The sequence below is a fragment of the Streptococcus sp. HMSC034B03 genome, from assembly GCF_001838575.1.
GTDB lineage: Bacteria > Bacillota > Bacilli > Lactobacillales > Streptococcaceae > Streptococcus > Streptococcus anginosus.
The window spans coordinates 24180-48349 of sequence record NZ_KV837626.1; the positions used below are offsets into that span (position 1 = coordinate 24180).

At 40.1% G+C, this 24170-nt stretch carries 39 protein-coding genes and 1 tRNA gene; 39 read left to right on the forward strand and 1 reads right to left on the reverse strand.

Features of this window, described 5'->3' with window-relative positions:
- Window positions 1-662, reverse strand: a 662-nt coding sequence (locus tag HMPREF2634_RS02125; RefSeq protein WP_070836154.1) for a S24 family peptidase, incomplete at its 3' end; no start/stop codon positions are given.
- Window positions 663-829: 167 nt separating this feature from the next.
- Here HMPREF2634_RS02125 and HMPREF2634_RS02130 point away from each other — a divergent pair.
- The 39 genes from HMPREF2634_RS02130 (at window position 830) to gpG (ending at window position 23960) form a co-directional block, all read left to right on the forward strand.
- Complete coding sequence (locus tag HMPREF2634_RS02130; protein WP_024052792.1) at window positions 830-1036, forward strand: helix-turn-helix transcriptional regulator; 207 nt, start codon at window positions 830-832, stop codon at window positions 1034-1036.
- Between the two features lie 104 nt (window positions 1037-1140).
- Window positions 1141-1398 (forward strand): hypothetical protein, encoded by a 258-nt coding sequence (locus HMPREF2634_RS02135; protein ID WP_070836156.1) that lies wholly within the window; start codon window positions 1141-1143, stop codon window positions 1396-1398.
- 40 nt (window positions 1399-1438) lie between these two features.
- Window positions 1439-1666, forward strand: coding sequence for a DUF3310 domain-containing protein (locus HMPREF2634_RS02140; protein ID WP_070836158.1), 228 nt, complete (start codon window positions 1439-1441; stop codon window positions 1664-1666).
- On the forward strand, window positions 1663-2193 hold the full coding sequence (locus tag HMPREF2634_RS02145; RefSeq protein WP_070836160.1) for a hypothetical protein: 531 nt from the start codon (window positions 1663-1665) through the stop codon (window positions 2191-2193). Before HMPREF2634_RS02140 ends, HMPREF2634_RS02145 begins: the two co-directional genes overlap by 4 nt.
- Before the next feature lie 12 nt (window positions 2194-2205).
- The gene (locus HMPREF2634_RS02150) at window positions 2206-2430 is read left to right on the forward strand and encodes a hypothetical protein (RefSeq protein WP_070836162.1); all 225 of its coding nucleotides are present in this window, start codon (window positions 2206-2208) and stop codon (window positions 2428-2430) included.
- A gap of 1 nt (window position 2431) precedes the next feature.
- Window positions 2432-2995, forward strand: a complete 564-nt coding sequence (locus HMPREF2634_RS02155) for a YopX family protein (RefSeq protein ID WP_257361964.1) — start codon at window positions 2432-2434, stop codon at window positions 2993-2995.
- Entirely contained in the window at window positions 2992-3300 is a 309-nt protein-coding gene (locus HMPREF2634_RS02160; RefSeq protein ID WP_070836164.1) for an AC76 family protein, read from the forward strand. The genes HMPREF2634_RS02155 and HMPREF2634_RS02160 overlap by 4 nt, the downstream gene beginning before the upstream one ends.
- A 2-nt stretch (window positions 3301-3302) precedes the next feature.
- A complete protein-coding gene (locus tag HMPREF2634_RS02165; protein ID WP_070836166.1) occupies window positions 3303-3788 on the forward strand; it encodes a DUF1642 domain-containing protein in 486 nt (161 codons plus the stop codon).
- Window positions 3789-3953 carry a hypothetical protein gene (locus HMPREF2634_RS09965; protein WP_180363038.1) on the forward strand — a complete coding sequence of 55 codons (165 nt, stop codon included), beginning with the start codon at window positions 3789-3791 and terminating at the stop codon, window positions 3951-3953.
- Window positions 3946-4182, forward strand: coding sequence for a hypothetical protein (locus HMPREF2634_RS02170; protein ID WP_070836168.1), 237 nt, complete (start codon window positions 3946-3948; stop codon window positions 4180-4182). The genes HMPREF2634_RS09965 and HMPREF2634_RS02170 overlap by 8 nt, the downstream gene beginning before the upstream one ends.
- Before the next feature lie 20 nt (window positions 4183-4202).
- Complete coding sequence (locus HMPREF2634_RS02175) at window positions 4203-5513, forward strand: AAA family ATPase (RefSeq protein ID WP_083324114.1); 1311 nt, start codon at window positions 4203-4205, stop codon at window positions 5511-5513.
- 13 nt (window positions 5514-5526) lie between these two features.
- Window positions 5527-6639 (forward strand): ATP-binding protein, encoded by a 1113-nt coding sequence (locus HMPREF2634_RS02180; protein WP_070836172.1) that lies wholly within the window; start codon window positions 5527-5529, stop codon window positions 6637-6639.
- A gap of 47 nt (window positions 6640-6686) precedes the next feature.
- Window positions 6687-7112 (forward strand): hypothetical protein, encoded by a 426-nt coding sequence (locus tag HMPREF2634_RS02185; RefSeq protein WP_022524884.1) that lies wholly within the window; start codon window positions 6687-6689, stop codon window positions 7110-7112.
- Window positions 7113-7114: 2 nt separating this feature from the next.
- Window positions 7115-7849 (forward strand): hypothetical protein, encoded by a 735-nt coding sequence (locus HMPREF2634_RS02190; RefSeq protein WP_070836174.1) that lies wholly within the window; start codon window positions 7115-7117, stop codon window positions 7847-7849.
- Between the two features lie 18 nt (window positions 7850-7867).
- Window positions 7868-8458, forward strand: a complete 591-nt coding sequence (locus HMPREF2634_RS02195; RefSeq protein ID WP_070836176.1) for a hypothetical protein — start codon at window positions 7868-7870, stop codon at window positions 8456-8458.
- A 10-nt stretch (window positions 8459-8468) separates the two neighbouring features.
- Window positions 8469-10052, forward strand: a complete 1584-nt coding sequence (locus tag HMPREF2634_RS02200) for a DEAD/DEAH box helicase (RefSeq protein WP_070836178.1) — start codon at window positions 8469-8471, stop codon at window positions 10050-10052.
- Between the two features lie 11 nt (window positions 10053-10063).
- Window positions 10064-12325 (forward strand): AAA family ATPase, encoded by a 2262-nt coding sequence (locus HMPREF2634_RS02205; RefSeq protein ID WP_070836180.1) that lies wholly within the window; start codon window positions 10064-10066, stop codon window positions 12323-12325.
- A 244-nt stretch (window positions 12326-12569) separates the two neighbouring features.
- Window positions 12570-12842, forward strand: coding sequence for a hypothetical protein (locus HMPREF2634_RS02210; RefSeq protein WP_070836182.1), 273 nt, complete (start codon window positions 12570-12572; stop codon window positions 12840-12842).
- Between the two features lie 14 nt (window positions 12843-12856).
- On the forward strand, window positions 12857-13255 hold the full coding sequence (locus HMPREF2634_RS02215) for a RusA family crossover junction endodeoxyribonuclease (protein ID WP_070836184.1): 399 nt from the start codon (window positions 12857-12859) through the stop codon (window positions 13253-13255).
- Entirely contained in the window at window positions 13252-13476 is a 225-nt protein-coding gene (locus tag HMPREF2634_RS02220; protein ID WP_070836186.1) for a hypothetical protein, read from the forward strand. The genes HMPREF2634_RS02215 and HMPREF2634_RS02220 overlap by 4 nt, the downstream gene beginning before the upstream one ends.
- A 197-nt stretch (window positions 13477-13673) precedes the next feature.
- Window positions 13674-14012, forward strand: a complete 339-nt coding sequence (locus tag HMPREF2634_RS02230) for a hypothetical protein (protein WP_070836190.1) — start codon at window positions 13674-13676, stop codon at window positions 14010-14012.
- A 3-nt stretch (window positions 14013-14015) separates the two neighbouring features.
- Window positions 14016-14150, forward strand: coding sequence for a hypothetical protein (locus HMPREF2634_RS10130; RefSeq protein WP_257361973.1), 135 nt, complete (start codon window positions 14016-14018; stop codon window positions 14148-14150).
- On the forward strand, window positions 14147-14542 hold the full coding sequence (locus tag HMPREF2634_RS02235; RefSeq protein ID WP_070836192.1) for a beta-sandwich lipoprotein: 396 nt from the start codon (window positions 14147-14149) through the stop codon (window positions 14540-14542). Before HMPREF2634_RS10130 ends, HMPREF2634_RS02235 begins: the two co-directional genes overlap by 4 nt.
- Before the next feature lie 72 nt (window positions 14543-14614).
- Window positions 14615-15022 (forward strand): DUF1492 domain-containing protein, encoded by a 408-nt coding sequence (locus tag HMPREF2634_RS02240; RefSeq protein ID WP_070836194.1) that lies wholly within the window; start codon window positions 14615-14617, stop codon window positions 15020-15022.
- 172 nt (window positions 15023-15194) lie between these two features.
- Window positions 15195-15264 (forward strand) — tRNA-Glu (locus HMPREF2634_RS02245).
- 74 nt (window positions 15265-15338) lie between these two features.
- Window positions 15339-15674: an HNH endonuclease gene (locus HMPREF2634_RS02250; protein WP_070836196.1), complete on the forward strand. Its 336-nt coding sequence runs from the start codon at window positions 15339-15341 to the stop codon at window positions 15672-15674.
- A gap of 17 nt (window positions 15675-15691) precedes the next feature.
- A complete protein-coding gene (locus tag HMPREF2634_RS02255; protein WP_070836198.1) occupies window positions 15692-16159 on the forward strand; it encodes a phage terminase small subunit P27 family in 468 nt (155 codons plus the stop codon).
- Between the two features lie 3 nt (window positions 16160-16162).
- On the forward strand, window positions 16163-16378 hold the full coding sequence (locus tag HMPREF2634_RS02260; RefSeq protein ID WP_070836200.1) for a hypothetical protein: 216 nt from the start codon (window positions 16163-16165) through the stop codon (window positions 16376-16378).
- Window positions 16379-16396: 18 nt separating this feature from the next.
- Complete coding sequence (locus tag HMPREF2634_RS02265; RefSeq protein WP_070836202.1) at window positions 16397-18145, forward strand: terminase large subunit; 1749 nt, start codon at window positions 16397-16399, stop codon at window positions 18143-18145.
- 176 nt (window positions 18146-18321) lie between these two features.
- The gene (locus HMPREF2634_RS02275) at window positions 18322-19548 is read left to right on the forward strand and encodes a phage portal protein (protein ID WP_070836206.1); all 1227 of its coding nucleotides are present in this window, start codon (window positions 18322-18324) and stop codon (window positions 19546-19548) included.
- Complete coding sequence (locus HMPREF2634_RS02280) at window positions 19505-20179, forward strand: head maturation protease, ClpP-related (protein WP_070836208.1); 675 nt, start codon at window positions 19505-19507, stop codon at window positions 20177-20179. Before HMPREF2634_RS02275 ends, HMPREF2634_RS02280 begins: the two co-directional genes overlap by 44 nt.
- Before the next feature lie 37 nt (window positions 20180-20216).
- Window positions 20217-21395: a phage major capsid protein gene (locus tag HMPREF2634_RS02285; protein WP_070836210.1), complete on the forward strand. Its 1179-nt coding sequence runs from the start codon at window positions 20217-20219 to the stop codon at window positions 21393-21395.
- A 16-nt stretch (window positions 21396-21411) separates the two neighbouring features.
- Window positions 21412-21528 carry a hypothetical protein gene (locus HMPREF2634_RS09865; RefSeq protein ID WP_142350292.1) on the forward strand — a complete coding sequence of 39 codons (117 nt, stop codon included), beginning with the start codon at window positions 21412-21414 and terminating at the stop codon, window positions 21526-21528.
- Between the two features lie 12 nt (window positions 21529-21540).
- A complete protein-coding gene (locus HMPREF2634_RS02290) occupies window positions 21541-21843 on the forward strand; it encodes a head-tail connector protein (RefSeq protein ID WP_070836212.1) in 303 nt (100 codons plus the stop codon).
- Entirely contained in the window at window positions 21840-22208 is a 369-nt protein-coding gene (locus HMPREF2634_RS02295) for a head-tail adaptor protein (RefSeq protein ID WP_070836214.1), read from the forward strand. Before HMPREF2634_RS02290 ends, HMPREF2634_RS02295 begins: the two co-directional genes overlap by 4 nt.
- Window positions 22205-22570 (forward strand): HK97-gp10 family putative phage morphogenesis protein, encoded by a 366-nt coding sequence (locus HMPREF2634_RS02300; RefSeq protein WP_070836216.1) that lies wholly within the window; start codon window positions 22205-22207, stop codon window positions 22568-22570. Before HMPREF2634_RS02295 ends, HMPREF2634_RS02300 begins: the two co-directional genes overlap by 4 nt.
- Entirely contained in the window at window positions 22567-23004 is a 438-nt protein-coding gene (locus HMPREF2634_RS02305; protein WP_070836218.1) for a hypothetical protein, read from the forward strand. The genes HMPREF2634_RS02300 and HMPREF2634_RS02305 overlap by 4 nt, the downstream gene beginning before the upstream one ends.
- An 8-nt stretch (window positions 23005-23012) precedes the next feature.
- Complete coding sequence (locus HMPREF2634_RS02310; RefSeq protein WP_070836220.1) at window positions 23013-23564, forward strand: major tail protein; 552 nt, start codon at window positions 23013-23015, stop codon at window positions 23562-23564.
- Window positions 23565-23618: 54 nt separating this feature from the next.
- The gene (gene gpG / locus HMPREF2634_RS02315) at window positions 23619-23960 is read left to right on the forward strand and encodes a phage tail assembly chaperone G (RefSeq protein WP_070836223.1); all 342 of its coding nucleotides are present in this window, start codon (window positions 23619-23621) and stop codon (window positions 23958-23960) included.
- Window positions 23961-24170 lie beyond the last annotated feature (210 nt).

The window sequence follows — 24170 nt, forward strand, 5'->3', positions numbered from 1 at the left end:
AGACCGTCTTTTTCTTTGTAGACTTTCTTGATGTAGCTTTGTCCGTCCCAGTCAACAGCGTAGACGGCACCATCGTAGTCCCAACCAGTATCTTTGATAAGAGCGACAGAACCGCTGGGATAATCAGGTTCCATAGAATCGCCATAGACCCAACTTGCGAAATCGTGAGGGATGTCTTTATTAAAATAAACCACATCATAATTTCTATCTTCTAAATACTCGTAACCGTCTCCAGCTGATAATTTCTCATACACTTTATATTCAATATCTGGTTCTTGTATTTCTGTATGGATAGAGATGACTTTAGGAATATCCCCTTCCTGTTTTTGCTCGGCTAGTTGCCCTTGCGTAAAATTCAGTACCTTCTCTTGGCGAGGTTTTTCTAATTTTATAAGATTATCATTAATATCTTTGATTATTCTAGAGGCGTTTGAAACAGAAAGCGTTTCTTTATTTTCTATTAAATCTGACTTTTGTACTCCAAAATAATTTGCAAGCAGTTCTATTTTGCCAATTCTAGGATAAGTAATTCCCTTTAGCCAATCTCTAACTGTAGTGTATTTTAAACCTAAATCGGAGCAAAGAGTATTCCTATCAATACCTTTTTTATTCATATAATAAGCTAGATTATTTGCAAAAATTTCTTTATTTTGTGAGTTCATATAACCACCTCCTTACATTATATATATTACGCTAAAAACGCAAAAAAGTAAAGAAAAAAATAAAAAAATGCGTAAAAAACGCAAAAAAGTCTTGACATTGCGGTAAAACCGCAGTATAATGTAATTGAGCCTAGGCAATAAGCCAATAAAAAAGAGGGGGTGGTAAAATGCAGAAAATGACCTTAAAAACATTGAGAGCATCTAAAAATTGGCGTCAAAGTGATGCTGCAAAAGCGTTAGGTGTGTCTGTTGATACTTGGGGGCATTGGGAACGAGGCGACACAGAACCGAGTGTTTCTAGGGCGTATCAGATTGCAAGTGTTTTCGGAATATCTGTTGACGATATTATTTTTTTACCAGATATTGCGGTTTAAACGCAATATAAAAAGAGAGTAATACAGCAAAAAAAGCGACTACAGAAATAGTCGCTCACAAATAATAACTAATTAGATTATAGCAAAGAAAGGAATAAAGTTCAATGGGCGAAATAGAAGCGTCCATCGTGAAATGGATAAAGGACTTAGTCACGGATGTATTCAATCGATTATTAGCTGTTGAATTACACAATGACGGTTTCCGAGAACTTATGAACCAAGAAGAAACTTGCCGTTTTCTCGGAATTAGCGCAGATACCTTTAGAGATAACTATCGTTATCTTGACGGTTTTCCAAAAGAACTCCCAGCCAAGCGCTGGTCAAAACGTGCCATTAAAGAATGGCTTAAAAATCAAATATAAAGACTTCTGGACAAGGTCGATAAAAAAGGAAAAGTTAAATATGAAAACAGATAACATTAACAAGCCAAATCATTATCAAGGCGCACAAGGCCTTGAAGCAATTGATGTAATACGAAACTTTGCGGGTGGTTTAAATGCCGAACAAGGTTTTTACTGGGGAAACGCCATTAAATACATGCTGCGGTTTCAAAAGAAAAACGGAGTTGAAGACTTAAAGAAAGCCAAAAAGAATCTTGAATGGCTGATAGAAAGTGCAGGAGGACGATGACTTTTAGTCAACAAATCAAAACATCAAAATCAGATGAATATTATACACCAGCATACGCTGTAAGAATTATCATACCATACTTAAAAGCTAAAGGTTATAAGTGTGTTTGGTGTCCGTTCGACAAAGAACATAGCGAGTTTGTCAAGGTACTAAAAGAAGCAGGATTTGAGGTTATTTTCGGTCATATTGAAACAGGACAAGATTTCTTTGAATATGAGATACAGCCTTTTGAAGCAGATTGTATCGTGAGCAACCCACCTTTTAGCAAACGTGATGCTATCTTTAAACGATTGTTTGAAATAGGTTTACCTTTTGCAATGATCATGAATTCAAACGGTCTATTTGATAGTAAAGCTCGTTATGAATTATTTAAAAACAACAACTTTGAGCTGCTTATTCCAAAAGGACGCATGCGATTCTTTGATGAACAAATGATAGCGCGTAATAGCCCTAATTTTCAAAGCGTTTATGTGTGTAGTAGGATTCTGAATAAGCAAATCGAGTTTACTGATATGACAATCGAATAACGGAGGATGAAAATGCAAAACCAAGAACAAATACGGTTGATAATGAACTGGGAACGCGACCATTACAGGCTGGGAACAAAATACAAAAACAAACTCGCTAAGCGGTCAGTAGAAGCAGTAAAGCTGGAATTAGCTGATTTGTCGCGAGAATGGGATAGCGTGACTTTTTCGGTCGTACCAAAAAGTGCGATGAAGATTGAAGGCGATAAGACGACAATTTTTAAGAAAAGAGGATGAGATGGATAGACGGGATTTAAAAGAAGGACAAGAGGTTTATGTCAAAGGTCGAGTTATTCATACAGGAGACCATTTAGATATTGTTTTGGATGAAGGAAGTTTTATAGAAAACGCCATTATTTTACACCATGAAAAGCCAGTGATACCACAAAAAGAAAGGCAAGAGAGAATGGGAAATTTATTGCGGTATAGAGCGTGGGATAAAATTCGGAAGAAAATGGGGGTTGTTATCTCCAATAACTGGATGACCGGAGTAGCAAATATCATTATTGATAATAAAGAGACTTTGCGTCAAAAACAGGATTATATTCTCATGCAATCAACCGGCCTCAAAGACAAGAACGGCGTGGAAATCTTCGAGGGGGATGTGGCAGTAATGGACGGCTGGAGACGACAAGTGGTTACATTTGGAACGCAGGAAGTTGAAGAGGATTTTGGAAGCGTAAGAATTTACAGAGGCTTCAATCTGTATCTTGGTGGTGGGTATCCGAACGCTGTTATGAGTGAATTTGAAGTTGTTGGAAACATCTATGAAAATCCGGAACTGATGGAGGGCGACGAATGACCCTGAAAGACAGAGCGGAAAACTTAGAAGCGCTGCATACTGTCCAAAAACGCGGTCTGGCAAATACGCAGCTATGGCTTGTGTTTGTGAGTTTTATCATATTCCTGCTTGTTATCGGAATGATAGCAGGCTATGGCAAGCAACAGACGCAAATCAAAGACCTGCAAACGGAGCTAGAGCGTGTGACAGACGAGCAGAAGCATGTTAATCAGCGACAAGATGTGATGATTAACAAGTTTAATCAGATGTACTATGAATACCAGCATAAAAAAATAACAGGAAAAGATAATTTTCCGGGAGGATAAAAATGAACAAACAAGAAGCGTTGAAAAAACTAGAGGGAGTATCCAAAACTGGGTGTACTAGATGGGTCGTTTATGACGAGGCTAAGGAACTAATTGAACAAATCAACGAGCCAGAAAGAGTTAAACTTACAAAAACGCAAGAAGATTATCTTTTAGGTTTCGGAGACATCAAGAATGAAGAATCCGAAGACTGGACGGTGGCGCTATACTATATCGTCCGCGTTGGCTGGGGCTATCTGTTCACCACTGCACCGGGCGCAGGCAATGATGAAATATCCTTAAACGGCGACTACTACAAAAAGCTGTCTGGCAACTTAGATGTTGACGATTTGAAAATATTGCTAATTAAGGCCCTCGTGAATGGCTACGAGGTCGAGAAAGAGAAGTTGTACACAGTAGAGCTGCCGAATCCAAACGGGAAGAGTCCTTTTAGAAAATATGGGAAGGATTTTGAATGGGCTTGGCAGTTTGCAAAGGAGGCTGAATAAATGTTTGAAATGATTGAATGGATTGACGGCAAGATAGCCCTCAATAAGCGCATGATTGAGGACGAAAACAAGCCCTCGGACTTTGAAATCTTTCTTTTGGCAGATAACAACATGCTGACCAAAATCAAGGAAGAATTATTAAAACGGGAGGTATCGAATGAGTGAAATTCTAGGAGCGGTGTTTATGCTCACGTTGTTCTTTCTCATCGGCGCATTCTGCAATCATTTAGATTGGCGCAAAGCCAGAAAACAAGCAGAGCGAGAAGCGCGAGAAGATGAACGCATAGAACTTGAGGCTATGTACGTAGTCTGTGCAATCGAGCACGACCGCAGAGAACGAGCACGCAAATTGGCAGAAGCTCGGAAATATTGCACAAAATCATTTAGGTATTAACAAATAAAAGGAGTTGAATAATGGTAACTATCAATAAACTAGAAATCGAAAACGTCAAACGCGTTAAAGCAGTCAAGCTAGAGCCGTCAGCGACTGGTCTGACAATTGTCGGCGGAAATAACAACCAAGGCAAAACGAGCGTACTAGATGCGATCGCTTGGGCGCTAGGTGGCAACAAGTATAAGCCTAGCAAAGCAACGCGAGAAGGTTCTGTTGTTCCGCCTACGTTAAAAATCACCATGTCGAACGGCTTGGTTGTGGAACGCAAAGGCAAGAACAGTGACTTAAAAGTTATTGACCCTAGCGGTAACAAAGCTGGTCAAAAGTTACTAGATAGTTTTGTAGAAGAATTAGCTATCAACTTGCCAAAATTTATGGAACAGACTAGCAAAGAAAAAGCAAGTACACTCTTACAAATTATCGGAGTTGGTCCACAATTAGCAGAATTGGAAATGCAAGAAAAAGCTAAATACGATGAACGTCATGCAATTGGTGTGATTGCGGATCAAAAAGAAAAGTTTGCTAAAGAACAGCCTTACTATCCTGACGCACCGAAAGAATTGATTAGTATTGCAGACTTAATCAGTCAACAGCAAGATATTTTGGCCAAGAATGGTGAAAATGCCCGCAAGCGTCAAAATGCAGTAGCTATCCAAAATAGTCTCAATGCTGCTAATGCCGAAGTCGAACGACTAGAACAATTGCTAGCTGATGCAAAAACCAAACAGCAGCAACTAGCCAATGATTTTGAAATTGCCCAAAAAGACACAATGGACTTACAAGATGAATCTACTGAAGAAATCGAAACAAACATTGCAAATATCGAACAAACCAATCTTAAAGTCCGTGCCAATTTAGATAAAGACAAAGCGGAAGAAGATGCTAAAGGATATCGCCAACAGTATAAAGAGCTAGATAGTGTTATCGCTGACATTCGTCAAAAGAAAACAGACTTACTAACTAATGCAGATTTGCCGCTGGAAGGTCTATCTGTAGATGACGGCGAATTGCTCTATCTTGGTCAGCGATGGGACGGTATGAGTGGCAGTCAACAGCTACGTGTCGCAACTGCTATTGTACGCAAGCTCAAGCCTGAATGTGGATTTGTCCTGATTGACAAGCTAGAGCAAATGGATCAACAAACCTTGCAAGAATTTGGCCGATGGCTGGAACAAGAAGGTCTCCAAGCTATCGCTACTCGTGTGTCTACCGGAGATGAATGTAGCATTATAATTTCCGACGGCTACAGCGTTTCGCCAGTAGAATTTGCAAGCACCGCTCAGCAAGGACATGCTGAAACAGTCGCACCGACTTGGCAAGGTGGATTTTAGAAAGGAGTAATCAATGCAGATTACAAGAGGAAAACGAGCACGAGCTCAAAAAGTTGTTATTTATGGCCCAGAAGGAATTGGTAAATCTACCTTTGCAGCAGGATTTCCAGAACCTGTCTTTATTGACACAGAAGGCTCAACAGATAACATGGACGTAGCACGGCTGGATAAGCCGACTAGCTGGACCATGTTAAACAATGAGATCGCTTTTATCAAAGCAAACCCTGATGCTTGCAAGACTTTGGTCATTGACACCATCGACTGGGCAGAGGCTCTGGCAGTGGATGCGGTATGTGCCCAGCACAACAAGAAAGGGATTGAAGACTTTGGTTGGGGGAACGGCTATACCTATGTTCGGGAAGAAATTGGGCGCTTCTTAAATAGCTTGTCAGAATTGATTGAGTTAGGAATTAACGTAGTCTTAACCGCTCACGCTCAATTGAAGAAATTCGAACAGCCAGACGAAATGGGAGCCTATGACCGTTACGAGTTAAAACTTGGTAAGAAAACTAGTTCACAGACAGCACCGCTTGTCAAAGAATGGGCGGACATGGTTCTATTTGCCAACTATAAAACAATTCTCATGACAGCTGAAAATGGTAAGAAAAAAGCACAAGGCGGTGAACGTGTGATGTATACGCAACACAGACCAGCATGGGATGCAAAAAATCGTCACGGATTACCAGACGAATTACCGTTCAACTATGCAAGCATTGCTCATATCTTTGCTCAACAACAAGTACAGACATCAGCAGAAAGCCCACAGCTAGAACAAGCATCTCAATCGCAGTCTGATCAACGAACACAGAACATACCGCAAGCAGAACAAACTGAATTACCGATTGATATGACTAACACAGTACCGTCTAAACAGCAGGAACAGCCACAGGTATATAACGCCAATTTACCTCAATCTTTACGTGATTTAATGGTACAAGAACAGGTAACAGAAAAAGAACTACAACGAGTAGCTTATATCCGCGGACACTTCCCACTAGGTACACCAATTGAAAACTTCCCGCCAGATTACTGGGACATGATTGTAGCGCATTGGGACGAAACGTTAAATGTTATCAAAACTCAAGTACGAGTTGACCCGGAATTACCCTTTGAGACTACGACATAAGTTCTGGGAATTAGAAATCATTGCTAAATACAGCAAAAGGAGTACATATGACAGATAAAACTATCAAGATTGATTTATCAAAAATTGCTAATACTGCTCTACAAGAAAAGGTAGACAAAGAATTAGAAAAGGTCTTAGATAACATTCTAGACCTCAACACTAAAGCTAACGCGATGCGCAAACTGACTATAACTCTAGCTATGTCAACAGACGACGAACGTACTGTCGTAACAACAAGTATGGAAGTCAAATCCACATTAGCACCACAAAAAGGCGTTTCTACAAGTGTGATTGTCGGACGTGATGACGAAGGTAGAATCCACGCTAACGAACTTAAAAGCGGCATCCCTGGTCAAACATATTTTGACGATAATGGCGACATGCGCACAGACACTGGTGAGTTAATCGAAAAAATTGAAAAAGAAGAAAATAACAAGATTATTGATTATAACAAAAAGAAAGCAGGTAACTAAGAATGACAGAATCAATCAAAGAAGCATTAGAATATGCAGTTGACTTAGATCGCAATAAACTCAACATTATCAAGTCAGGAAATGGCAAGGAGTATTTCAACGCTCAAGATGTTCGGTTGGAAGAAGTTGACCCAAAACGCTATCCGAAACCTATCCCTCTTTATACATTGAGCAGTCTAGTGGACTATCTCAAATCTGGGCTTGATGGATTGGATAACCAAAAGCTGATTATCAAGGTCAACAATTATGATAAGGTAGAAGTTGCTACAGAAGTTGATGAGTTAGCACATCGTACTTGTCTAGTAACAGTGACAGCTGGTATGCCACCAATTCCATTCGGACGTTGGCAAGACCAAGAAGAATTTAATATCATGTTGCAATCGCTCTTCTTAGATAAGAATGATCGCGCTGTGGTCTTGGATTTCGCTAGTCACCTAAAAATCGAAAAAGGTACTGAGATTCAAGACAATGGTATTAGTCAACTAGCAACCGTCCGTGATGGTGTGGCTAGTTTATCAAAAGCTAAAGCACCTAATCCTGTGACCTTGACACCATATCGAACCTTCAGCGAAGTGGAACAGCCATCTAGTCAATTCGTCTTTCGTATCAATAGCATGGCAAATCTGGCACTCTTTGAAGCAGACGGCGGCAAGTGGAAACTAGATGCCATCAACAATATTGCAAACTACTTAAAAACAGAACTTGCCGACAAAGACAATATCACTATTTTAGCTTAACAAAAGGAGAAATAAAACATGACTGAATATAACAACAACTTTGACCGTGAACTTGGCTGGGATGATACGATTGAGAAAGACTCAGAGTTCGTCCTCTTGCCAGATGGATTGTACTATTTTACTGTTGCAGGATTTGAGCGTGGACGACACACGCCCAATCCACAAAATCCAGGGAAATTGCCAGCTTGTAACAAGGCAACTGTACACATTAAAATTTCAGCTAACGAAGGGGAAACAGAGTTACGGCACAACCTGTTCTTGCATAGCTCAACGGAAGGTATGCTCTCAGCTTTCTTTGCTGCTATTGGACAAAAGAAAAAAGGTGAACCTCTTCGCATGAATTGGAACGCAATTATTGGTAAAACGGGTGTCTGCAAGGTCGGAACTCGTCAATACAACGGGAATAATTACAATGAAGTCAAATCTATGCTCTATCCTGAAGATGTGGATTATGCTAAGGTCTTGAATAATCAGCCCGGTCAAGCGCAACAGGGCAGCTACCAACAACCAACGCAAGGAACTTATCAGCAGCCACAACAGAATTACCAACCGCCTCAGCAAAATTATCAACAACCAACACAGGGCGGATATCAAGCAGGTCAGTTTTAGGAGGTAAAGCATGCAGTTAAGACCTTATCAACAAGAGGCTCGTGAAGCAGTTCAAGCTGAGTGGGCGCAAGGTCGCAAGCGTACGCTATTAGTTTTACCGACAGGGTGCGGGAAGACGATTGTCTTTTCTAAAATTATAGAAGACCAAGTGAAGGAGGGCAAGCGAGTGCTTGTCCTTGCTCACCGGTCGGAATTGCTAGAACAAGCTAGCGACAAACTGAAAACAGCAACAGGGCTAGGTACTGCTCTTGAAAAAGCAGAACACACTTCTTTCGGCTCTTGGTATCGAGTTGTAGTTGGTTCTGTTCAAACACTGCAACGTGAGAAACGACTTAGTCAGTTTCCACCTAATTATTTTGACACAATCGTAGTAGATGAAGCCCATCATGCCATATCAGACGGTTATCAGCGCGTCCTTAGTCACTTTGAAAAATCCGATGTTCTGGGTGTTACAGCGACCCCAGACAGAGGAGATATGAAGAACTTAGGTAGCTATTTTGACAGTCTGGCTTATGAATACTCACTAGTACAAGCTATTAAAGAAGGTTACTTGTCTAAGATTAAGGCTATCACAATCCCATTAACTTTAGATTTATCCAACGTCAGCGTGTCTGCTGGTGATTTTAAAGCTAGCGATGTTGGAACGGCTTTAGACCCCTATCTAGAACAAATCGCTGATGAAATGGCTAAGCAATGTCAGAATCGCAAGACAGTAGTATTTTTACCTCTGGTTAAGACAAGTCAAAAGTTCCGAGATATTTTGAATGCTAAAGGTTTTCGAGCTGCCGAAGTCAATGGTGAATCAAAGGATCGGGCAGAGGTACTAGAAGATTTCGAAAACGACCGCTACAATGTTTTGTGTAATTCTATGCTACTTACAGAGGGCTGGGATTGTCCGTCTGTGGACTGTGTGGTGGTTTTACGACCAACCAAGGTGCGGGCATTGTATAGTCAAATGGTCGGACGTGGTACTCGCTTACATCCAGGGAAAGAGGAACTGCTCTTACTGGACTTCCTCTGGCATACAGAACGCCACGAACTCTGCCGACCAGCACACCTTATTTGTGAGACTCCAGAAGTAACGCAGAAGATGGTTGAGAACATGGAAGAAGAGACAGGGGTACTGCTAGACCTACAAGACATGGAAGTCAAGGCAACAGAGGACGTAGTAGCCCAACGTGAAGAAGCACTAGCCAAACAACTAGAAGAAATGCGAAAACGGAAACGTAAGCTAGTAGATCCCCTGCAGTTTGAAATGTCTATCCATGCAGAGGACTTATCGAACTATGTACCGTCGTTTGGATGGGAACAAGCGCCTGCTAGTGATAAACAAATCAAAGCACTTGAAAAATACGGTATTTTTACAGATGAAATTGGCAACGCTGGCAAAGCTAATTTATTGCTGGACAGGCTGCATAAGAGACAGTCGGAAGGCTTGACCACGCCCAAACAAATTCGCTTCTTAGAACAGCGCGGATTCCGCAATGTCGGTATGTGGCAGTTCGAAAGTGCTAGAAAGTTGATTGACCGCATTGCAGCGAATGGTTGGAGAATTCCAAGAGGTATAACGCCGAGAGAATATATACCAGAATAGGAGAAGGATAATTGACAGAAGGAAATTTTGATTTATTGCCGCTGTTAGATTACATTGACCCTTCTTTCTTATCATATCAAGACTGGGTCAATGTAGGCATGGCTCTCAAGCACGAGGGATACACAGCAGCGGATTGGGATAGCTGGTCACAGGCAGACAGCAGGTACAAGAAATTTGAGTGTTTCAAAAAATGGGACACATTTAACGAAGAAGCAGGAAGTATCGTTACAGGCGCTACAATTGTGCAAATGGCAAAAGATCGCGGCTGGAATTCGCCATACGCTTACGACAGCGAGGACGCTCACGAGCTAGACTGGAACGATACTATAGATAAAGATTATCGCGTCATTGATAAGAATTGGGTCGAAGGAAAAGAAATCCAAGAGCCAGTCAATTGGAACCCAGTAAGCGAAATTACGCGTTATTTGGAAACGTTGTTTGAAAGCACGGATATTGTTGGTTATGTAACGGCGACCTATCCAATTGAGACAGATGACGGTACGATTTACAAACCAACGCAGGGAGCTTATGACCGCACAGCTGGCCAGTTAATTCAAGAATTGAACAACTACAAAGATTTGAACTTAGTCTTTGGTGACTACAAGGAGGAAGCTGGCGCGTGGATTCGGTTCAATCCATTGGATGGTAAAGGTGTCAAAAATGACAATGTGACAGATTATCGTTATGCCTTGGTAGAATCTGACAGCATGGATTTAGCTAAACAGAATGCCATCATACGTGAATTGGAATTGCCTGTGGCGGCCTTGGTTTACTCTGGCAAGAAATCCATTCATGCTATCGTACGAGTGGACGCTAGGGACTACCAAGAATACCGAAAGCGGGTTGATTACATTTATCAAATCTGTAAGAAGAACGGTCTAGATATTGACGTTCAAAACCGCAACCCAAGCCGTCTATCCCGTATGCCGGGAGTAACACGAAATGGTCATAAGCAATTCTTGATTGATACTAACATTGGTAAAGCCAACTATGAAGAGTGGTTCCAATATATCGAGGACTTGAACGACGATTTGCCAGATCCGGAAGGCTTAGCTGACAGTTGGGATAATATGCCAGAGTTAGCTCCGGAGTTAATTAAAGGCGTCCTACGTCAAGGACACAAGATGTTGATTGCTGGTCCGTCCAAGGCTGGGAAATCTTTCGCTTTAATTGAAATGTCAATTGCTATCGCAGAAGGTAAGAAGTGGCTCGGTTGGGAATGTGCTCAAGGTCGTGTCCTCTATGTCAATTTAGAGTTAGATAGACCATCAGCCTTACATCGTTTTCGTGATGTTTATCAGGCTATGGGATTGCCACCAAAAAACATCCAGAACATCGACATCTGGAACTTACGGGGCAAGACCGTGCCAATGGACAAGCTGGCACCGAAACTTATTCGTCGAGCTTTGAAAAAGAATTACATCGCAGTCATTATTGACCCAATCTATAAAGTCCTGACGGGTGATGAGAACAGCGCAGACCAAATGGCGCACTTTACCAATCAATTTGATAAGGTAGCCACAGAGCTAGGCTCTAGTGTTATCTACTGCCATCACCACTCGAAAGGCTCCCAAGGCGGCAAGAAGTCCATGGACCGCGCTAGTGGTTCGGGCGTATTTGCTCGAGACCCTGACGCGCTTATAGACTTAGTAGAGCTGGAAGTGTCAGAGGAATTACTTACTCAAAGGCTGAATCAGGCCGCGTGTGAAGTATACAAACAAACTTTACAAGAGCGAAACAATGCCTATTACCAGCAGAATGTCGGATTAGATGACCTCTTGAGCCCTGCGCAGATGCGGACGCACTTTGAGAAAGGAATTCCTGATGTCATGGCTCGTGCTCCGTACGTAGATAAGCTCGAAGAAGCTCGCAATAGAATCCAGATAGCGACTGCGTGGCGTGTCGAAGGTACGCTCCGAGAGTTTGCCAAGTTCAAGCCAGTCAATATGTGGTTCAGCTATCCAGTGCATGCGCTAGATGAAACAGGCGTGCTGGCGGATATTGAACTTGAAGAAAATAAACCCAGCTGGCAAAGAGCCAAAGAAACTCGCAAAAAGAACGCAAAGGAAGACAAAAAACAAAAACTTATAGAGTTTGACGAAGCAATCGAAAATGCGAATTATGGTGAACCGCCATCAAAAGAGGACGTAGCTGATTATTTAGGAATAACTGTCAGAACTGTCGAAAGACGAATAAAAACATCTAAAAAATATCAAATAGATAAAAATACAGGCAATATTATCCCTATAATAAAATCAGCGACAGAACCGTAAAAATATGGTCGTGTCCTGATAACGACAACACCACAAAAATACGTTGGTGTCGTTGTCGCGACAGAACCGTAAAATCATGGTGGTGTCGTGCGACAGACAACTATATATTATATATATAGATAATGTCCTGTCGTCCATCATGTCCATACCTGTATAGACAGGGTTGCTTAAAACGCACCCTGTCATATACAAGGTCCATGGACTAAGCGCGAAAAATAAAATAAAAAAGAAAGGTAAAATAAAAATGTTTATTGCAGTGCAAGGAAAAATTATAAATGTCAATCACATAGTTATGATTGAAAAGATAAACACAAGTTCTGCTAAGATTTTTTTGAGTTACCAAAACGAACCTATCGAAGTTGCTTTATCTTATGCAAGTATTTTAGGTAAAATAAACAGAACAATTGGAATGTTGGAAGAAATCGAAGAAGACAAAATGCCGTCATTTGAAGAAATGTATGAATGGGAACTAGAATCTGCTATCGAAAACGGCGGCGGCTTCTGGCTAGACCAATAGAAAGGTGTCAAAAAATGATTGAATTCTTTTTACCGATGGAAAAAATTCCGACTACGACTCACCAACAAAAAAAGGTAAACATCCAATTTGGTAAGCCAATCTTTTATGAGCCGGCTGATTTAAAAAATGCTAGAGCAAAATTTGAGAGCTTGCTTGCACAGCATGTGCCCCCAGATAAATTCAAAGGAGCGATTCGACTGACAGTCAAGTGGTGTTTTCCTCGTATCAAAAAAAGCTACGATGGCCAGTATAAGACCACGAAGCCAGACACAGACAATCTGCAGAAGCTGCTCAAGGACTGTATGACGAAGCTTGGATATTGGCAGGATGATGCGCAAGTGGCAAGCGAGATAGCAGAAAAATTCTGGGCAGATAGAGTCGGGATCTATATCAAAATCGAGGAGCTGCCATGAGAATTAATTATATCGACTTTTTTAGTCGGGTCATACCGGAGTGGATGCAGACTAGCAATCAGAAGAGTCAAGAGGTCGGTTTCGGAACGGATGCTTATTGGCAATGGGCCGTGTCGTCAATCGGAAAAATTTGCAAAAGGTACAATGACAATGAGCTAGTAGTCAATCAGTTTGGATTGCTATTCGACTGGTTAGAAAAACAAGCGGAGGGAATGAAATGAGTAAAATACCTTACACAAAATTAGGCACACGCGCATTATGGATTAAGGCACGAGATAAATATCGAAATCAATTGGATTCCAAGACAAGAAAGAATTCACACTCGCACGAAATGCACGAAACAATACTAGAAGATAGATGGTTGAAGTATCGGATACGTTTCTGCAACGACAGAATAGAAGAACTGGAGGTGTAATACATGAGTTACGATTTAGAAATTTTGGTGAAAATAGAAAACGGAGATTATATTTGTATTGCCGAACCAGAATATAGTTCCCCTACTTACAACTTAGGAACTATGTTTAGAAAGGATATGAGGTGGGATTTCAAACAAGGTGTTGTTTACAATATTGATGAGATTTTTGAGAATATAGAATCCGGCATTAGCGAGCTAGAACGATTCCCTGAAAAGTATGTGCAGTACGAACCAGAAAATAAATGGGGAACAGTAAACGGTGCTTTAGAAGTTTTGAAATCATTGAAAAACTGTATTTTAGAACAAGATATAGACATTAAGTATTTATATATGAGGTGGTGAAACATGACTAGACCAAAGCGTTATCCATATTCTAAAAATCAATGGGAAGAAAGCACGTCGAAAATCTATACGTGGGACGGAGTTACATATGCCGAGTTCCCACAATTAAGAAATAGAATTACAGGAGAAGTAAAATGAAAAACAAAATTAAGCTATTAGTGGTATTGGTTGCCAGCGTATCGCTGTTGCTTGCAGGTTGTCGCAAGGCAGATAGAGTTTCTTATAATTTATCAAGAGAAGCAGATGATTTGAATATCACGCGCAAAGTAACAGTTATCAATAGCATTACGAACAAAATATTATTCCAAGTGACAGGGAATATGTCAATTGAATATAACAGTGAAACAAAACAATTAAATGTTATCGCCCTTGGTAACAAGGGAGAATACAAGAAACATATCATCGGAATCTCTGATAACGTGAGTTACATTGTGGAAGATGTAACTGGCGTCAAAGGTGCTGATACAAAATACCGTATGTATTTTAATCCTGATATGGTTATTCCTATTGATCCAAAATTAAGTAAATAAAAAAAGCCGAGCACACACCCGACCCTTAGTTATTAAAATTACAAATCTATTATAACATAAAGGGGAACGAGTGTGAATAAAGTTGAGGCGATTTTAACGAGTTTGAAGCACATAGACACATACATTGATAGCTTGATTAGACGCAGAGATAAGATTGAAGCTTCGCTTTTATCCACAGCTAAATGGAGCGCAGACAAAGTCAAAGGCGGTGTACAACGCAAACAAGATGACATCTATGTTGAGTTAATAACTGTCAAAGATGACATCGAAAAGAAAAGCGTTGAGGCTATTAGACTGCGTGCAGAGCTGGAAAGTTATATAGACGCTGTAGCAGATTATCAAAGCAGAAATCTGCTATCTATGCTATATATCGAGCATATAGATAGATACGACATATGCGAACAAGAACAATATGACATGAGTACGTTTTACAGAAAGTTAGCTAAAGCAAAACAGTTGCTTGCGAACGAATGCGAATAAATGCGAATTTTTGAGAATAATTACGATGAGATGCAGTTAATTGCATACGCATGCGAGTAGGTAGCGTGCTAATATAGTACTATCAAAAAAATAAATAGACCGCACTATAAAAAAATAGAAAGTTGGTATCTCCATTCGTAGACCGGCGCTTCTTGCGGTCTAGCGCTATTTCCAAGGCATAGCTTAACGGTAGAGCGGTTGATTTTCACTCAATGGTACAGGTTCGAATCCTGTTGCCTTGCCCTAAATACTTGTTAAGTCACACAGTTGTGTGGCTTTTTGTTTTTTGAATAAAACTTTAGAAAGAGATAAAACAATGCGGCCGAAAAAATTATCAATCGTGAATGGACGGCGAGTCCAAATTGATTATGACAGCCGAAAGGAAGAATATAACAGTTACAACAAAACACGTTGGCAGTACGATAAAAAGGTCAAACGTTTTTATAACTCCCCTATTTGGGCAGAGACGAGCAAACAAGTTTTGTTACAAAATGACTATATCTGTGCTATGTGTGGTGGCGAAGCAACGATGACAGACCATATCATCTCTGTTAAAAAAGATTGGTCTAAACGATTAGATTGGAATAACCTGCAGCCCTCCTGTAAGGCGTGTAATGACGCCAAAGCGGTTCGGGAGCGCACAGGAAATTGAAAGAAAGGAGTTCTGGAATGGGAAGGAATATGAAGGTTGTAGCAGCAACTAAAAAGCATTTAACCAAAGAAGAAAAAGAGAAGCGAAAAGAAATTGAAGAAAAGGCTTCTGATGGATTGGCAATGCTGCAAGCGACACCGCCCGATTACCTAAACGCAACAGCCAAGAGAGAATACAGACGGATCATAAAAGACCTTAGGAATTTGCCTATAAGAAATCTGGATAGGGCTATTCTTGAAAATTACTGTACATGGTACGCTGTTTATCGTGAAGTAGTAGCCAAGTTAGATAAGCATGGTTACGTTATATTTGACGAAGAAAAAGGTTGGATTTCAAATCCACTCATTCTTACGTTAGAAAAAGCAACTGCAAATATCCGTTCTAGCGCTTCTCAGTTAGGCTTGACAGTAGATAGTCGAATGAAGATGTTTGTACCAAAAACAGAAGAGAAGAAAGTGAGTATCTTCGATAAGTTCGGAGGGTGATATATGAAGACGCTAAATGAACGATTTCCGGAAGTCAAATTTGATAGTTGCTCAGAGATACGAGTTTTGAAAAATGATGAAGAAATTATTGGCTTCCATAAAAAATGGTGGGGTGGTGAAAACATTCGAATCTCAAAATCTGAGTTAGAAGAGCTTTTAAAAGGCAATGCTCTTGCTTTTGGAGATGGAGAGTATAGCCGTGCAATAGCTTTGGAATAAAGAAAGGAGGTCATTTAAATAACTTACGATTATTCAACGATACGTGACGAGTTTAAAGATGTCGCGTATTACTATGCTAAAGACATAGTAGACGGACATATAAGAGCAAGTAAAAAAGTTATCAAGGCTTGTCTGCGACATTTAAATGACCTCAAAAAGATTGACAATCCAAACTCTGCTTTTACGTACATCCCTGATAAGGCGCAAAATGCTATTGACTTTTTGGAAATTTTGCCAGATGTCAAAACAGGGGAAACTTATCCATTGGCTAGATTTCAAAAATTCATCATCGCAAGCCTCTATGGGTGGAGAAAGAAAGCTGACACATCAATCAGGCGTTTTAGAAAAGCGATTGTTTCTGTTGCACGTAAAAACGGAAAGACGATTCTAATTGCTGGAGTACTGCTATATGAATTTTTATTTGGACGGAATCCTGCTTTAAGCCGTCAATTGTTTTGTACCGCCAATGATAGAACACAAGCTAAGATTGCTTGGACAATGGCTAAGAAACAATTGGAGGCCTTGAGAAATAAATATGCAGACATTCGTAAGAATACCAAGGTTATGCGGGATGAACTTGTCAACAAAAAGGATGAATCCTACATCCGAGCGCTTAGTCGTGATATCGGAGCTGTGGACGGATTTGAACCTTATGTAGGCGTCCTAGATGAGTATGCAGCTAGTAAAACAGATGAAATGTTAGAACTACTCGTATCAGGGCAGGGTCAGCTTGATACCCCTCTTATCTTGATTATATCTACAGCAGGGCTTGATTTAAATGTACCAATGCACACTGTTGAGTATCAGTATGCTAGTAGAATCCTTGATGAAGAAATTGAGGACGATTCTTACTTTGCGTTTATTGCAGAACAAGAAAGCGTGGATGAAATCAAGGAAGAAGAGAGTTGGATAAAATCAAATCCGATTCTAGAGGTTGAAGCCCTTAGAGAAAAAATCACAAACTATCTCCGTGATAGATATAAAACGGCTCTTGAAACAGGAGGCTTGAATAAAGTACTCGTCAAGAACTTCAACATGTGGCGGCAATCAAGCGAGGAGTCTTATATAGATAAACAAACGTGGGATGGAGCGGAGACTGATAAACCAGACACAAAAAAGAGACGTGTATGGCTTGGTGTAGACGTCGGTCGTGTAAGCGACTTGTTCTCGATTACACCTTTCGCACAGATGGATGATTATTGGTATATAGATAATTTTTCTTTCGTGGCTACTAAGTATGGTTTAGCGGCTAAAGAAAAGAGAGACGGGGTATCTTACACCGATTTAGAAAGAATGGGCTATTGCGAGATTACAACGCTTGAAAGCGGAGTGATTGATGATGAAAGGGTTCTCGAAAAAATGGAGGAAATGGTTTACGAAAACGATTGGAAAGTACAAGCGATTTGTTACGACCCTTATCAATTCGGAAGTTTGTTAGCCATGATTGAAAAACGTCATCCAGAATGGCCGTTGATCCAAGTGTCGCAGACAACAATGGTGCTGAATATGCCAACTAAGCAATTCAGAGATGATATGAAGCTTGGAAAAATAAAACATTCAGGAAACCCACTGTTGACAATGGCCTTTAACAATGCCTTTATCAAAACCGATAACAACGGTATGCGGATTGATAAAAATAAGAATAGTAATAAAATAGACCCAGCAGACGCTGGATTAAACGCTTATGCAGTCTGTTACCTAGAGCCATTCGACGGTTCGGGCTGTTGGACAAACGAAAAAATAATGGAAAGCGAGAGCTTATTTTAATGAAATGGTTTTTTAATAATATCCATACACTGTTTTTAATTGCCGCCATGTTCTGTGTTGGATATGGTGTTTTTTTAGTGAACACTGCAGTCGGTTTTATTGTTATCGGTCTCATGTTGTTCGCTGTAGCTATTTATATTGACCGAAACGGTCGATAAAGGAGGTGAAAAGTATAAATGAGTTTTTTTCAATCGTTAAGCTCGAAAGTCTCTTATGATGACTATGTGAGTTCTGTATTATCAGGGAATTCAGCCCCGTTATACGTTGGAATATCGGCTTTGAAAAACAGTGATATATTGACAGCAACTTCTATCATAGCTGGAGACATTGCTAGATTTCCACTGATAAAAAAAGATTTAGCAGGCAACGTCATTCAGGATGATGATTTGAATTATTTATTGAATGTAAAGTCTACAAAAAATGTTTCGGCGAGAGAATGGAAGTTCGCTATGACTGTCAATGCAATTTTAACAGGTAATAGTTATTCTCGAATTTTAAGAGATCCTAAAACGAATAAAGCTTTGCAATTTCAATTTTACCGTCCTTCTGAGACAACAGTTGAAGAAACAGATGATCACGAAGTTATTTATACATTCATTGATAGGTTGACAGGAAATCAAATTGCTTGCACTTCTGATAATGTGGTTCACTGGAAATTCTTCAGCCACGACACAATCCTTGGGCGTTCCCCACTCCTATCTCTTGCAGATGAGATAGCTTTGCAAGACGGCGGAACACAAACGTTAATTAAATTTTTCCGTGATGGTTTTTCAAGTGGAATTCTGAAACTTAAAGGTTCACAGTTGAACGCAGAATCTCGTAAAAAAGCCCGTATGGATTTTGAAAAAATGCGGGAAGGTTCAATCGGCGGAAGCCCTTTGGTTTTTGATGATACGCAGGAATACGAACCGCTTGAAATTGATACAAATGTATTGCAGCTAATTACAAGTAATAACTTCTCTACAGCACAAATTGCTAAAGCTTTACGAGTTCCCAGCTATAAGCTCGGCGTTAACAGCCCGAATCAATCTGTAGCGCAGTTAATGGCTGATTATGTTAGCAATGACCTTCCGTTTTATTTTGACGCCATAACAAGCGAAACGGCGTTGAAAGTTTTAGACGCTACTGAACGTAAGCTATATCGAATCGAATTTGATACACGCAAAGTAACCGGCTTGTCATCAGAAGAGGTTCGAAACTTGGTGAAAGACCAGCTGTTAACTCCTAATCAAGGGTTAGAGCAACTTGGCTTACCTAAGTCTGACGACCCTAACATGGATAGGTATCAATCTAGCTTGAACTATGTCTTCTTAGATAAAAAAGAAGAATATCAAGCAATGAAAGGGGGTGAGACAGGAAATGCCAAAAAGAATCAAGATGAAGGGGCCGCTGATTCCCAATAACAGTCAAGAAGCTTATGACTACTTTGGCTTGGAAGCAGTCAGTGCCCGAAGCATTGCCGAAGCGTTGCCAGAGGATAATTCAGACATTGTTCTTGAGGTAAATTCAACTGGAGGTTTGGTAACTGTTGGTAGCGAAATCTACACTACATTACGGAACTACGCCGGCAAGGTTACAGCAGAAATAACAGGTATGGCTGCAAGTGCTGCAAGTGTAGCTGTTATGGGAGCAGATAAAGTTATTATCAGCCCTACAGCTCAGATGATGATTCACAAAGCTTTATTCAGCTATGTGTCAGGCAATAGCGACGACTTGGACAAAGCTTCCAATGCTTTGAAGGCCAGCGACCAAGCAATCGTTAATGCTTATGTTGCAAAGACGGGGATGTCGGAAGATGACATTATGGCTCTAATGAAGGCCGAAACCTATATGTCTGCGCAAGATGCTGTTGACAAAGGTTTTGCAGATGAAATCATGAGTTTTGATGATGTAGAAGCGGTTGCCAGCATCGGCAATGGTATTTTACCTCAAGCGGTAATTGACGACTTTTACGCTAACCGTAGCAAGCGTAAGTCAGAAATTCAAAATATGCTACGAGAAATAGAAAAAGAAGAAATTTTGCAAGGGCTATAAGTCCTATTTTTTATGTTCAAAAAAGGAGAATAAATATATGTTTGATGAAAAAATCAAAGAGTTACAGGCGATAATCGCGAATTTGAATTCGAAAATCGCTTCCAAAACAGCAGAAGTAAAAGCAGCTTTAAATGCTGATGACTTAGACAAAGCCCGCACAATCAAAGCGGAAGTTGAAAATGCAAAAGCAGACCTCGCTTCTGCAAAAACAGATTTAAAACTATTTGAAGACATGATGAATGTAGGCGGTGCAGAGGGAAAAGCTGGTCAAAAGGTAGAACCAGAAGAAATGTCTTACCGTGACAAAGTCAACGCTTTTTTGAAATCTAAAGGAGCTGTTGCACATGAAGGTCTTCGTTTTGGTGAAACTCGTGACGAAGTTCTTATTCCGCTAAATGACATTGTTCCAAAAACAGATGGTGTATTGAAAACGAATACCAAACCAGTAACGAGTGAAGAATTGGTGACTACTCCACTTCGTGAAGTGAAGACTGTTGTCGATTTGAAACAATTCACAAATGTTCACAAAACAAAGAAAGGGTCTGGTAAATATCCAATCCTTAAGAAAGCGACTTCACGTATGCATAGCGTTGAAGAGTTGGAAAAAAATCCAGCACTTGCTAAGCCAGAATTCGAAAATGTACCTTGGGAAGTTAAAACTTATCGTGGAGCAGTCCCAATCTCTCAAGAATCAATTGATGACGCAGATGTTGATGTTCTTGCTTTAATAGCTGAACAAATCGGAGAAATCAAAGTAAACACTACTAACTATGCTATTGCAGAGGTTTTGAAAACTTTTGAAGCAAAAACCGTCACAAATCTTGACGAATTGAAAGCTATTATCAATGTAGCTCTTGACCCTGCTTATCAAGTATCTTTTGAAGCTAGCCAAAGCTTCTACAATCTTCTTGATACATTGAAAGACAAGAACGGACGCTACTTGCTGCAAGATTCAATTGTTTCGCCATCCGGCCAAGTTGCTTTAGGCAAAGTTATTAATGTCCTTTCTGACGAAACGCTCGGAGCTGCTACGGAAGCAAAAGCATTCGTAGGAGATTCTAAGCGTGGTGTATTGTTTGTAGACCGCTTAGAAATTGGTTTGCGCTGGGCTGAAAACGACATCTACGGTCAATATCTACAAGCAGTTATGCGCTTTGATGTGAAGAAGGCTGATGCAAAAGCAGGTTACTTTGTAACGTTTACGCCTGCACCCTAAGGTCGCCACTGGTAAGGTGGCGAAACCAACAAACGCTAGCACTAAACAGGAAATAATGGACTATTTAGATAGTAAAGGCATTAGTTACAATCCAAGCATGACGAAGCCAGAGCTATTAGCTTTGGTAGTCTGATAGGAGGTGTCTATGGCAGTTTCTAAAGAATACTTAGATAAGGTGAAACTCTATTGTAAAATCGATTACGATTTTGAAGATTCACTTCTGGAATCAATGATTGAATCGGTTATAGAAGAGATTTGCTTTGCTATAGAAAAAAATAGTACCTCTGAAAGTTTCAAAGGGGACGCAAGATTTGATTTGGCTGTTATGAAACAAGTCAAAGAAGAATATGAACATCGCGGACTGTCAGCAGATACTGAACGGTATCCGCTGGCTAACGGTGTTTTAAATATCATCCATCAACTGCGATTGCGAGGTGATAGTCAGTGATTACTCGCAAAATGAATACGCGCATTACTATATTCAAAAAAACAGGCGGGCAAAACGAAGACGGGGAAGTTATTGATTCGTTGAAAGTTGATGTGTTGACCTGTTGGGCAGAAGTACAACGAACTTCTGTGAAGGACTTTAAAGCAGGCGGAAAGACTTATGTTGGAGAATTGGCGCAAAACGGACAAAAACCTCTCGAATCTTTCAAAGATATAAAAGTGTTTTTGATTCGTTACATGCCAAAACTTCCTTTTGATAATTCTATGTATATCAATTTTAATGATTTTGAATATAAAATCACGGAGATCGAGGTTGATTATGCTTCTAAAGATATCATCATGATAAAGGGAGAGCGTGTATCATGACAAAAGGATTAGATGAAATTTTAGGCAACCTAACCAGACTGCAAGTACGTGTCCCGACAGTAGCGAAAGCTGCGGTAACGGAAGCGGCAGAAGAGTTTCGAAAGCAGCTCTCGACGAACACCCCTGAAGATAGCGGGGTGTTGGAAGGAGATACTGCGGTAAGTGGCTTTAAAGGTGCAAGTCACGGGATTATCTCAAAGGACATTGGTTATGGTCGTCAAGCTGGATGGCGTGCGCACTTTCCGGACGCCGGGACAATTTATCAGGCTCCACAAGACTTCAAAGAAAAGACTATCAACCAAATGACGCCTGTCGCAAAAGAAATCTACGCTAAAAAAATAAGAGAGGGATTGAATTTATGACAATTGAAGCAACGGTTTACAAATTGCTTAGCGGTGATAAAGAATTAAATAAACTTCTGGATACAATTCGGGGAGGAGAATTCGGAAATGGATATAAGCAGGGTATTTTTACTTATGCTATACCCGAAAACCCAGTTGACATCATTAAACCGAGTCTAGCTCCTTTTGTTAGAATAAATCCAAATTATGAAGTTCCTGTTATTTATGCGGATGATGACAATTGCGCAACTGAATATAGAGTTACTATCAACTTTTGGTGTCGAACAGGAGCTCAATCGGAAGAAGTTGCGCACAAGATGGATGAAATATTAGAACGGAATGGCTTCGAATGGTATACAGCAAACGAGAAGCCACGCTATAAAGATAACGATATTGACTTATTAACTAATATAAGAAAATATCGTTTTTTTGATTGGAAAAAAGAAAGTGAGTAAAAAAACAAATGAGTAAAGTAAAATTTGGTTTAAGTGCCTTTGAATACGGCATTGTAAATAACGAAGACAAAGTCCCTGCAACTAAAAAGTTACCGGGGATGAAATCAGCAAAGTTAGAAATCACTAACGAACTGCAGACTATTATGGCAGACGACGGCCCTTATGCAGTTTTGTCAGGCGGTATCACAGAAACCACTCTTGAAATCGAAGTATTAGACTTGAATTCAGCCGCTCGTAAAGATTTTTACGGAATCGAAACTGTAAAAGGTGTTGAAAAATATAATAAGAATTTGACACCAAATGACATTGCATGCATGTTCCGTACTCGTACAGAAGATGGAAAATCTATTTGGGTAGGCCTGCTAAAAGGCAAATTCACTGTACCTGGCATGGACATGAAGACAAAAGAAGGTGCGCCAGATCCAACTCCGGACACAACCAAAGGGAACTTCGTGGCTCGTGGAGACGACGAAACAGGGGACATCTTGTATATTGGCCGTGAAGATAATACGGAATTTGATTTTGCAGAATTCAAGAAAATGGTATTTCCGACTGCGTAATAAATTGTTGGGCTAGGTTTTCCTAGCCTTTTGTTTTATAAAAAGGAGTAGTAAATGTTTGAAATTAAACTGAAAAAAGGCGGAGTCGAAAAAGAATTTAAAAAAGACTTTATTAGCGTCGAAGATAATTTGCTGGCAATTGAACACCAAGTACGTCAACAAGCTCTTTACAGTGGGGAAAAAGATATTTTTAATCCAGCTAAGCATCGCAAAGTCAATGAAGCTTATCTACAAATGTTTGTTGATATGTATCAAAAACAGTTCACCGTAGAAGATTTGAAACAAGCCGACATGTCAATTTTAGACGAGTTGAACGAGCTCTATTTAGAAGCGCTTGGTGGAAAGAAAGAAGAATCGGACGAAGAGACCGAAGGTGAAGAAAAAAAGGAACAATAACTCCAGAAGAAGCGAAAGAGAATTTGCTATTGTGGATTCAGTCTTTATTAAACAGCGGCTATACAATTCTGGACATCAAAAAAATGCAACTATCAGATTTTGAATTAATGGTAGAAGCGTTAGAAAAACAAAAGCCAGAAAGAAAAGAAGAAGTTATAGAAACTACACTTGATAAAGCCTTTCCGTTTCTTTTTGGTTAGAAAGGAAATT